Below are 7,105 nucleotides of genomic sequence, written 5' to 3'. Positions count from 1 at the left end.
CAGCTCCAGCCGAAGCCGAAACCGAAGGTCCAGCCGGTCCAGGGTGTGTAGCGAATCGCGACGCCGAAACCGTAGGTCACGGGCGGCCCATACCAGACACTGCCGACCCACGGCGTGTACGGATATCCGGTGCCGTAAACCACCACACCCGTGGCCGGATCCAGGTTCGACCCTTGATAGCCCGGGGTGTAGCCAACCACCACCGTGTCACCGCTGGACTCATAGACTTTGACGTAAGTGAGGTAATGCATCGGTGAACTCGGCGGGATGGAATAGATCACCGACGGTACCGAACTGGCGACGACCCACGGTCCGCTGACTGTCGTTGCGGTGAACCAGATGCCGTTCTCCACGGCATACCAGCTGTTGTCGTCGACACGAATGATCGGCGTCGCGCTGTTGACCACATATTGCAGCGACGTGGTGTTGATCGGTTTGAGTTGCGGCTCGCCGTCGAACTGCGGCGCGGTCATTTTCACTGCACTTTTCTTGATCGCCGAGGTTTGCGGGATGGTGGCGGCAATCGCGGCTTCCTTGGCCTGCGGCGTACCGGCGACGGAGGCCTTGACGTTCTCTTTCGGGCTGTCGTCGGGGATGTTGGCGAAGTCGGTAGGCAATTTGTCCGCCGGGGTAAACGTCCACGGCCCGTTCATGTCGGCGGCCCGGAACCAGCGTCCGGAAATCAGCACGTAGCTGTTCTGGTCGCCGATTTCCTTGAAGATGTGCCCGGTGGTGTTGCTCACGTAGAGCAGGCTGGTGCCCTGGATCGGCGACCACTGCGCAGCCCCGTCGGTAACGATCAGCTCGGTGGGGGTGGTGGCGATGAAGATTTTCGGCTGCGGCGGTTTGGCCAGATTTGGCACCTTGTCTTTCGGATCACTCTGCCCGGTCAGCAGATCGACCTGGCGGCTCTGGATCGCCGCCTGTTTGGCCTTCTCCAGATCGGCAGGCGGTGCGGTCAGACGGGTGTACTCGCCGCTGAGGTTGTCAGCGACCATCCAGCCATCAAACACATGCAAGTAGTGCTTGCCCTCGGCGTCCTTGAGCAATAACGGGCGGGTGTTGATCACCCGCTGCAACCCGGTGCCCTCGACCGCGCGATACGCCGCGTCGCCATCAATATAGACAAGCAGGGCGGGGACGTCGGAACTGATGATCGCCGGCGGGGTATTTTCCAACGGTGCGCTGTCGGCTTTCTGCTCTGCCGACAGCACACCGACGGCGGCCTCGAGTTGATCGAGGGAAATGGTCTTCTTGCGGCTCTGGGCATCCTTTTGCAGTGCCGCGAGCCAGACATCCGCCTGGCTGGTATCGGCGGGGAAGTCGGCCTTGATGATCTTGTATTGATCCAGTGCGACCCAGCGCGTGGCCTTGTCGACCAGCGTGTGCGCACTGAACTGGACAATGCCGTAAGTGGGTTTGCCGTCGGCGCCGGTGGCTTCGACCGCCGCCCGGGCATTGAGTGTGTAGCCATCCCAGCTGTCGAGTTGCGGCTGGTACACGGTCAGCCTGGCCTTGCCGCTGGTGATCACTTGCGGCCACGTCGGCGCGCCGGGGGCGGCGTCGGCAGCCGCGGGTTTGTCGGCAGTGGCCGGGGCGGCCCACGGGTTGCCGGCGGTCAGCAGGCACAGCATCAGGATTGCAAGCCATGAGCGCGGGTAAGGCATTGTCAGCTCCATCGACAGGGGCCGCTTTCAGCAGGAGGGCAACGAAAGCACGACCGTCGAAAAAGCATAGTCGCCCGCTATGGAATCACTGGGCGGATTTGCGAATTGGCGCAAAGTCGGGTGGGGCAATGTGTTGCTTTGTGTTATTTCAAGGCGCGAGGATTTGAATCCACTGAGTGAGAGGCAGCCATGTTCAACGGCATTTTGATCGACAAAGACGACAGCGATTACCGCGCCAGCCTGCAGCAGATCGATGAAGCGCAGTTGCCCGAAGGCGACGTAACGGTGCGGGTGGCGTACAGCACGCTGAACTTCAAGGATGGTCTGGCGATTACCGGCAGCAGCCCGGTGGTACGCCAGTTTCCGATGGTGCCTGGGATCGACCTGGCGGGCACGGTCGAGGTCAGCTCGCATCCTGACTACAAGGTTGGTGATCAGGTGCTGCTCAATGGCTGGGGCGTGGGCGAAAGTCACTGGGGTGGCCTGGCACAGAAGGCGCGCCTCCGTGGCGACTGGCTGATTCCCTTGCCCGAGGCCTTCAGCGCCGCGCAAGCGATGGCCATCGGTACCGCCGGCTACACGGCGATGCTGTGCATTCTGGCGCTGGAGCGCAACGGCGTGACGCCGGATCAGGGCGAAGTGCTGGTGACCGGCGCCAACGGAGGGGTGGGCAGTTTTCGCCATCGCCTTGCTCAGCAAACTCGGGTATCGCGTGGTGGCATCCACCGGCCGGGTGTCCGAGCATGAGTACCTGAAGCAACTGGGCGCCAGCGAGATCATCGACCGCGCAACCTTGTCGGAACCGGGCAAACCGCTGGCCAGGGAACGCTGGGCCGGCGTGATCGACTCGGTCGGCAGCCACACCTTGGCCAACGCCTGTGCCAGTACCCGCGCCGAAGGCACGGGTGGCGGCCTGCGGTCTGGCCCAGGGTATGGATTTTCCTGCGTCGGTGGCGCCGTTCATTCTGCGCGGCGTGACCCTGGCGGGCATCAACAGCGTGACCCAACCCAAGGCCCGGCGGATCGAGGCCTGGAAACGTCTGGCCAAGGATCTGGACTTCGCCTTGTTGCCTTTGATCAGCCACGAAATCGCCCTGAGCGAAGCCATCGACGCGGCACCCAAATTGCTCGCCGGACAGCTGCGCGGCAGGGTTGTGGTCGACGTCAATCGCTGACAGAGTAAGCGCCATTGCGGCCCTGTGTGGCCGCACTTCTATTACAGGGAGCGGTATTTTCGATGGATTTGAAACGACAGCAAATCGACGCCTTCACCGTGGCCGGCCTGCGTGTGCGCACGACCAACGCCGCAGAGCACCAGCCCCAGAGCGCAAAGATCGGCCCGATGTGGGGCCGGTTTTTCAGTGAAGAACAGGCCGAGAGTATTCCCGGCAAGATCCCGGGCTCTGCAATTTATGGTGTGTATTCGGCCTATGAATCCGACGCCTCGGGTGCATTCGATGTCACCGCGGGGGTCGCGGTCAATGCACAACCCAAAGGCTATGAGACCGTACAGATCGAAGCCGGCGAATATCTGGTGTTCGAGGCGCAGGGGCCGTTGCCTGACGCGGTCATTGCGACCTGGGGACGGATCTGGACTTTCTTTGAGGAGAACCCTCAGATTCAGCGTCGCTATGCCACCGACTACGAGGCCTATACCGGCCCCGAGTCCGTGGCGGTCTGCATCGGGATTCGCTAAGGCTGGGTTTCGCGATCCAGCAACTGGCGCTTGCGCTCCACACCCCCAGCGATACCCCGAGAGATTGCCATCGCTGCGCACCACGCGGTGGCAAGGAATTGCCACGGCCAGACGGTTGGCGCCGCAGGCTTGCGCCACCGCGCGCATGGACGTCGGCGCGCCAATGCGTTGGGCGATTTCGGCGTAACTGGCGGTGCGACCCACCGGGATTTCCCGCAACGCCTGCCAGACGCGCTCCTGAAACGCGGTGCCGCGCACATCCAGTGGCAAGTCGAGGCCCAGTGCCGGGGCTTCGATGAAGCCCACCACTTTGGCAATCAACTGTTCGAACCCGGCGTCGGCGCCAATCAGGTTGGCCTGACGGAACTGATCCTGCAGATCACACACCAGTTGGTGCGGATCGTCGCCCAACAGGATCGCGCACACCCCGCGTTCGCTTTGCGCCACCAGAATCGCCCCGAGCGAACATTGGCCAACGGCAAAGCGTATGTCGTTATTGCGCCCGGCAGCGCGATAGTCACCGGGCTTCATGCCCAGCAGCTTGTCGGCCGATTCGTAAAAGCGGCTGTTGGAATTGAAGCCGGCGTCGTACAGCGCATCGGTCACCGAACCGCCATTCGCGAGCCGTTCCCGCACCCGGCGCGAGCGATGCGCCGCCGCGTAACCCTTTGGCGTCAGACCGGTAGCGGCCTTGAATACGCGATGAAAATGGAAGGGGCTGAGGCCGGCGGTCGCGGCGAGCTGGTTAAGCGCCGGCGCAGTTTCGCAGGTTTCGATCTGCCGGCAGGCCAGCGCCACCGTCGCGGCATGTTGGGCGGCGACGTCGGTCTGATCCTTGCGAGTGCGTTTGCTCGGACGATAACCCGCCGCCTCGGCTGCTTCGGCGCTGTCGAAAAATTCGACATTTTGCGGCTTGGGCAATCGCGAAAGGCTGCTCGGGCGGCAATAGATACCGGTGGTTTTCACCGCGTAGACAAACTGCCCGTCGGCTCGCGGATCCCGCGCGATCACGGCGGCCCAGCGTGGATCGGTTTCAACATTGATGATCGGCGAAAGCTTTTTCATGACGAGTAGTCCGTTGACCTGTTTGATTCAGGTTAACCAGCAGCAATGTGGGTAACACTCCGGGCCTTGCGGTCAAACTTTTCAGATCACCCGGCGACCCGGAAGGTCAGATTGATCCGCCGCTCGCCCAGACGCGGATGCTGGCCGGGCTTGATCGGCAGCACACCGTGAAAACGCAGGCGATCGACCCCGCCCCAGACCACCATGTCGCCGTGCAGCAGAGGAATGCGCTGGCTCTTGTCGCTGCGGACAAAACCACCGAACAGGAACATTGCCGGCAACCCCAAGGACAACGAAACGATCGGCGCCGCGTAGGCATGTTCGTCCTTGTCCTGGTGCAAAGACATCTTGGCGCCGGGGACGTATTGGTTGATCAGGCACGAATCGGCGTGAAATCCGGTAAATCCTGCGCGCAGTGCCGCTCTCTGTGCCAGTTCGAACAACACTTGGGGCATTGCCGGCCACGGTCTGCCGCTCAGCGGATCCATGGTGCTGTAGCGATAACCGCTGCGATCGGTGATCCAGCCCAGCGCTCCGCAGCTGCTGGTGCCCACCGACATGCTGAAACCGCCCGGGGTCATCATGTGACGCAATGGCGCTGCGGTGAGAACGCCGTCCAGCGCTGGCAACAGTTGATCGATCATCGGCAGGGCGAAACCGCGCAAAACCCACGATTGTTCACCGATTTGCTCGGCGCGGGGTTGTTGCTCGGGTTCGTGGTCGGCGAACAGGTCGAAGTGGCTCGGTTGCATGCTGCTCATACTGCGTCGTGGAAGATGATGCCCAGAGTATGCCGGTTTCCGCTGTGCAGGCGACTGACGCCATGACGCATGGTCACTCGATAATCGCCACGTGTGCCGCTGACCGGGCGCTGGTTGACCGCGAATATAACCGCGTCACCCTTTTGCAGATCCACGACGTGTGGTCGGGACTGCAGGCGTGGACGCTGCTCGGTCAGGACGAACTGTCCACCGGTAAAATCCTCTCCGGGCTGCGACAGAAGAATCGCCACTTGCAGTGGGAAAACCAGTTCTCCGTACAGATCCTGATGCAGGCAGTTGTAGTCCTGCGGGCCGTATTGCAACAGCAAGGGTGTGGGCCGCAGTTGGCCGGCATCGTGACAGCGCTGCACAAACCCGGCATGGGTTGCGGGAAAGCGTACAGGCACATTCATGCGTTCGTACCAGCGGTTGGCCAGCGGCACCAGGCGCGAGTAAAGCGCAGTGCGCAGACGTTCGATGGTTGTCGGCAGGGGATAGCTGAAGTACTTGTATTCCCCGCGACCGAAACCGTGGCGAGCCATGATGACCTGGGAACGAAACGGTTCGGTCTGCGAATACAGGGCGCTCAAGCGCTCACAGGTTTGCGCCGACAGCAGTGAGCGGACGATGGCATAGCCATATTGATCCAGATGCTGTTCGAGGCTCGCCCAATCGAGCGCATCCAGCCGAGACGGGGACATTGACATTCTGACTCCTGAACCCTTTGGTCGAGGCTGTCAGTCTGGGCAAATCCCGGCGGCAGAACACTCTGCCGCTTGCGGTCGAATCCGGGGTGTTGCGTTACAGGGCTTTGCTGACGGCGATATCGCTGATCACATCTTCGGTCTGGCCGTGGATGGCATCCAGTGCAGCCCTGGCTTCTTCCACGGTGCCGTTTTGCAGTTGCGCGAACTCGAAGCGGCGCTCGCCGTTGAGCTTGTATTTGATGACGTATTTGGTCGTTTGGGCCACGGTCATGCTTACCTTGCGTTGGGGCGACTCAGCTCAGTTTGGAGCTGGAGCGGCGGATGATCTTGATCGAGTGGGTCAGGGTCGGTTTGCGCGTGACGCTGATGGCGCGCCGGCTGACGGTGTCGATGGTGATGTTCCAGAAACCGGTGCTCGGCGCGGTGATGCGCGCCGGAAACGTGTCGAAAGCGCCGCCGTGGTAGGTGTGGCGGCCGCCGTTCTTGAACGCACGGAAGTTGGCGTCGTTCATCAAGCGGATGTTGCAGGTTTGCGAGCATTGGATGACGACAATGTCGTCTTCGTTGAGGTGCTCGCGCTGGTGAATGAATTTCATGGGCGCCTCCAGAAGGGCTTTTTCTACTAAATCAAAACGATAGCATGTGCGATTGGCGCAGTTTATCAGCCCGAACGGGTTATTATCCCGCCGTCGAGCGCTGCTTTGACAATTAAAAACGGTTATTCGCGATTCGCTGCGGGTTTAATGGAGTAAGCCTCGGAGAAAAATGGCATTACTGCTGTCCGAGGGTCTTTATGGGAGGTATTTGTATGAAGTGGGGTGTGGTGTGTCTGCCGTTGATGTTGGTCATGGGTGGTTGCGCGAGTGTTTCCGAAATCAATGAAACCTTGCCCACCATGAGCGTGATTTCCGGCAAGAAACCCCATGAGTATGCGCAGTGCCTGGCGGACAAGCTGGCTAACAGTCGCGGCGCACTGCAGATGCAGCCGCACAAGGATGGCGTGCGGGTGATTGTTCCCGGGAAATTTTCCACTGGCGCGGCAGCGGTGTTTGATATCGACGACCGTTCCGGCGGCAGCAGCATCAAGTTGCATGAGCGCATGTCCAATGTGCCGATTCGTCCTCGCGACGTGCAAAAACGCCGCCAATGCCTGCATTTCCGGCTGATAGAATAGCGGCCATCAGCACCAATGCCGCCACAGTCATGCTG

6 protein-coding genes and 3 pseudogenes are annotated in these 7,105 nt (G+C 61.2%); 3 read left to right on the top strand and 6 right to left on the bottom strand.

Annotation, left to right across the window (positions count from 1 at the left end; translation table 11 throughout):
- The coding region (locus tag HT737_RS02775) for an autotransporter (RefSeq protein ID WP_182401361.1) at positions 1-1,667 on the bottom strand (1,667 nt) is incomplete at its 3' end.
- Between the two features lie 189 nt (positions 1,668-1,856).
- On the opposite strand from HT737_RS02775, the pseudogene HT737_RS02770 reads away from it, so the two are divergent.
- Together HT737_RS02770 and HT737_RS02765 are read left to right on the top strand one after the other, a co-directional pair.
- Positions 1,857-2,842: pseudogene (locus tag HT737_RS02770) on the top strand (MDR family oxidoreductase).
- Positions 2,843-2,904: 62 nt separating this feature from the next.
- Positions 2,905-3,363, top strand: a complete 459-nt coding sequence (locus tag HT737_RS02765; RefSeq protein WP_182401359.1) for a GyrI-like domain-containing protein — start codon at positions 2,905-2,907, stop codon at positions 3,361-3,363.
- Here the strand turns inward: HT737_RS02765 and ada are convergent.
- The 5 genes and pseudogenes from ada to HT737_RS02740 form a co-directional block, all read right to left on the bottom strand.
- Positions 3,360-4,428 (bottom strand): annotated as a pseudogene (gene ada, locus HT737_RS02760) (bifunctional DNA-binding transcriptional regulator/O6-methylguanine-DNA methyltransferase Ada). The gene HT737_RS02765 and the pseudogene ada sit on opposite strands and share 4 nt — an antisense overlap.
- 86 nt (positions 4,429-4,514) lie before the next feature.
- Positions 4,515-5,180, bottom strand: coding sequence for a DNA oxidative demethylase AlkB (alkB, locus tag HT737_RS02755; protein WP_182401363.1), 666 nt, complete (start codon positions 5,178-5,180; stop codon positions 4,515-4,517).
- 5 nt (positions 5,181-5,185) lie between these two features.
- Positions 5,186-5,896: a 2OG-Fe(II) oxygenase gene (locus tag HT737_RS02750; protein WP_182401357.1), complete on the bottom strand. Its 711-nt coding sequence runs from the start codon at positions 5,894-5,896 to the stop codon at positions 5,186-5,188.
- Between the two features lie 94 nt (positions 5,897-5,990).
- Positions 5,991-6,167, bottom strand: a complete 177-nt coding sequence (locus HT737_RS02745; protein ID WP_155416817.1) for a hypothetical protein — start codon at positions 6,165-6,167, stop codon at positions 5,991-5,993.
- 22 nt (positions 6,168-6,189) lie between these two features.
- On the bottom strand, positions 6,190-6,492 hold the full coding sequence (locus tag HT737_RS02740) for a DUF1883 domain-containing protein (protein WP_041064472.1): 303 nt from the start codon (positions 6,490-6,492) through the stop codon (positions 6,190-6,192).
- A gap of 212 nt (positions 6,493-6,704) precedes the next feature.
- Here HT737_RS02740 and HT737_RS02735 point away from each other — a divergent pair.
- Positions 6,705-7,062: pseudogene (locus tag HT737_RS02735) on the top strand (hypothetical protein).
- Positions 7,063-7,105 lie beyond the last annotated feature (43 nt).

This window comes from Pseudomonas sp. MD195_PC81_125 (assembly GCF_014060985.1).
Taxonomy (GTDB): domain Bacteria; phylum Pseudomonadota; class Gammaproteobacteria; order Pseudomonadales; family Pseudomonadaceae; genus Aquipseudomonas; species Aquipseudomonas parakoreensis.
This window is presented reverse-complemented; position numbering and strand designations above follow the sequence as displayed.

Excerpts from the sequence above, each read along its gene's own strand:
- alkB (WP_182401363.1), bottom strand. The coding sequence starts at position 5,180 with ATGCAACCGAGCCACTTCGACCTGTTCGCCGACCACGAACCCGAGCAA.
- HT737_RS02740 (WP_041064472.1), bottom strand. The coding sequence starts at position 6,492 with ATGAAATTCATTCACCAGCGCGAGCACCTCAACGAAGACGACATTGTC.
- HT737_RS02745 (WP_155416817.1), bottom strand. The coding sequence starts at position 6,167 with ATGACCGTGGCCCAAACGACCAAATACGTCATCAAATACAAGCTCAAC.
- HT737_RS02750 (WP_182401357.1), bottom strand. The coding sequence starts at position 5,896 with ATGTCAATGTCCCCGTCTCGGCTGGATGCGCTCGATTGGGCGAGCCTC.
- HT737_RS02765 (WP_182401359.1), top strand. The coding sequence starts at position 2,905 with ATGGATTTGAAACGACAGCAAATCGACGCCTTCACCGTGGCCGGCCTG.